Raw genomic sequence first — 2,829 nt, 5'->3', positions numbered from 1 at the left:
CGAGTCCCTGTAGTGGAACTACCGGGCGAGTGCAGAAGCCATTTTGCACGAGATCCACGCAGTCGCAGGCTGGAAGCGTCTCGCCAAGCAGGTTCTCAACGCTCAGCATTCCATCCGCTCGCAGAGGTGCTCGCGGAGCTGTTTGCGGGCCCGGTGGAGCCGCACCCGCACGTTGACCTCGGTCAGGTCGAGTTGCTCGGCGGTCTCCGCGGTCGACTTCTCCTCCAGGTCGCGCAGCTCCACGACACGTCGGTAGTGGTCGGGGAGTTCCTGGAGCGCATCGTGGACGATGCGCTTGCGCTCCGATAGCTCCACGTCCTTCTGGGTCTTTGTGGCCGTGTCGTCCTGGCCGGCCTGCAGGAACTCGATGGTCTCGTGTTCGAGGTAGTTGTGCCGATCGGTCGTACGGAGGTGCCCGTACGCCAAGTGCTTGGCAATTGAGAACAGCCAGGTCGAGACCGTCGACTCGCCTCGGAAGTCGCCGATCTGCTGGTAGGCCTCGGCGAAGGTCTCCTGCACGATGTTTTCCGCCGCGTCGGCATCGTCGACCAGTTTTGCGACGAAGCGACGGAGCCGTTCTCGCTCCTGTTCGAAGAGACACCGAAACGCGTGCTCATTTCCAGCTTTAAGGGCGTCAACCTTCGGATCGTCCGACGTGCAGGGCTGTGGCATTTCCATTGTGGGGGCGAAAGCTGTCGAAAGCGACGACGCAAGGACTCGTTGCTTCTGTCTCCGATTTCGTGTACCCTCATGCACCCCGCATGTTATCACAGAAGTATAACAGGAGAATAAGAATCGAACGACACGTCCTCCGAGCCCTGAACACGCCTCCCCGCAAGAAACGCCGTTACCGCTGCCCGTCACCATGCGCCCCCGCGCACTTCTCTTCGTCCTTCTCGTCTGCCTTCTCCCCCCGATGGCCGCATCCGCACAGTCAGACTCTGTCCGTCTCCGGGAGCTCGGGGTTGAGCCCGGCATCTTCGAGCCGGGTCCCCTCAACGCCATCACCGACGTGAGGGGGGTGAGCGTGGGACATCAGACCCTCATCGAGGGGGACGCGGTGCGCACCGGCGTGACGGCCATTCTTCCCCACGGCGGGAATCTTTTTCGCGAGAAGGTGCCGGCCGCGGTGCACGTGGGCAACGGCTTCGGCAAAGCGGCTGGATTTCTTCAGGTGCAAGAACTGGGCACGATTGAGACGCCCATCGTACTTACAAATACACTCGACGTGGGCACGGCCGTAGAAGCCACCGTGGCGTGGACGCTCCGCCAGCCCGGCAACGAGGACGTTCAATCCGTCAACGCCGTGGTGGGCGAGACCAACGATGGGTATCTCAACGACATCCGGGGCCAGCACGTGACGGAGGGGGACGTAATTGCCGCCATCGAACGCGCGTCGGGAGGGTCCGTGGAGGAGGGAAGCGTCGGGGCCGGCACGGGGACCAGTGCGCTCGGCTGGAAGGGAGGAATCGGCACCAGTTCGCGCCAGTTGCCGGCGGACCTGGGCGGGCACACGGTCGGCGCGCTCGTGCAGGCCAACTACGGAGGCATCCTCCGCATCGATGGGGTTCCGGTGGGCGAGCGTCTGGGCCGCTATGACTTCCGCTCTGTTGTCGGGAACCCTGACTCGACGGCGACGGGCCCCGATGAGGAAGGATCCTGCATGATCGTGCTCGCGACGGATGCCCCCCTCAGCCCGCGCAACCTGGAGCGGATGGCCAAGCGCGCCATGCTCGGCCTCGCCCGCACGGGCAGCTATTCGAGCAACGGCTCCGGCGACTTCGTGATTGCGTTCTCGACCCAGAACCGCCGCACGGGCGAGCAGGCGCCGCGGCCCGAGTCGCTGCTCCCGAACAATCGAATGAGCCCGCTCTTTCTCGCTACGGTGGAGGCGGTGGAAGAGGCCGTCTACAACGCCCTCACGACGGCAACGACCGTAACGGGGCGCGACGGACACACGCAAGAGGCCCTGCCGCTGGACCGCCTCCGCCGAATTCTCCGGGAGGCGGGTCGCATCGAGTCGAACTGACGCCGAGGCCGCCATGCCGAGTGACGACGAGATCAACCGGCTCCGAAATGAGATTCCCGGCGATGAGGAGATCGAGGCGACCTTCCGCCGGCTTCGTCAGGAGGGCCGCTCGCGCCAGGAGGCGGTGCGGCTTGTTCTGGACGCACTCGACGTGTCTCTGCGCGAGGCGAAGGAACTCCTTGCACGGATCGACACCTGGAAGGAGGCCCGATCTGCCGCTGGGCAGGAGACCGAGTCCGGCCGGCGCGAGGATGCGAGGGACGACCCGGTTCCGCCCGCTCCGGCGTGATGAGCGTAGTGCGTATTGCGTGTTGCGTGACGTAGAAAATGCGCAATACGAAATACGCAATGTGCCCGGCCACGAGGCCCCACTTTCGTCAAGGGGGTTACGGTTGGGGGCGCCCACCATCCACCAGGGATTTATAAAAGTTGAGCGTCTGCTCGGCGATGGCCCGCCAGCTGAACTGCTCCTCGACCCGCTGTCGCGCCGCGGCACCCATCGTCTCGCGCCGCTCCGGGGTGGCCATGAGCGCGTTCACTCCATCCGCGAGGCCCTGAGCGAACGCGTCCGGGTCTGCCGGGTCCACGTCGTCACCCTCGGTTGGGTCCACGTCGACCAGGAGGCCTGTCTCCTCCGGCACCACGATCTCGGGAATGCCGCCGACCCGCGAGGCCACGACCGGCGTCTCGCAGGCCATCGCCTCCAGGTTGATGATGCCGAACGGCTCGTACACGCTGGGGCAGACGAAGACCGCGGCGTGCGAGTACATCGTGATCACGTCCTGGCGCGGGAGCATCTC

Annotated in this window: 4 protein-coding genes; 2 read left to right on the top strand and 2 right to left on the bottom strand. The window is 65.1% G+C overall.

Annotation, left to right across the window (positions count from 1 at the left end; translation table 11 throughout):
- Positions 1–102 precede the first annotated feature (102 nt).
- Complete coding sequence (locus ABEL04_RS06955) at positions 103–672, bottom strand: RNA polymerase sigma factor (protein WP_375801663.1); 570 nt, start codon at positions 670–672, stop codon at positions 103–105.
- Positions 673–865: 193 nt separating this feature from the next.
- Here ABEL04_RS06955 and ABEL04_RS06950 point away from each other — a divergent pair, with 193 nt between their 5' ends.
- Together ABEL04_RS06950 and ABEL04_RS06945 are read left to right on the top strand one after the other, a co-directional pair.
- The gene (locus tag ABEL04_RS06950; RefSeq protein WP_375801662.1) at positions 866–2,029 is read left to right on the top strand and encodes a P1 family peptidase; all 1,164 of its coding nucleotides are present in this window, start codon (positions 866–868) and stop codon (positions 2,027–2,029) included.
- 13 nt (positions 2,030–2,042) lie between these two features.
- Complete coding sequence (locus ABEL04_RS06945; RefSeq protein WP_375801661.1) at positions 2,043–2,318, top strand: hypothetical protein; 276 nt, start codon at positions 2,043–2,045, stop codon at positions 2,316–2,318.
- A gap of 97 nt (positions 2,319–2,415) precedes the next feature.
- Here the strand turns inward: ABEL04_RS06945 and ABEL04_RS06940 are convergent.
- On the bottom strand, positions 2,416–2,829 hold a 414-nt coding region (locus ABEL04_RS06940; RefSeq protein WP_375801660.1), incomplete at its 5' end, for a glycosyltransferase.

The sequence above is a fragment of the Salinibacter sp. genome, assembly GCF_042218895.1.
Taxonomy (GTDB): domain Bacteria; phylum Bacteroidota; class Rhodothermia; order Rhodothermales; family Salinibacteraceae; genus Salinibacter.
This window is presented reverse-complemented; position numbering and strand designations above follow the sequence as displayed.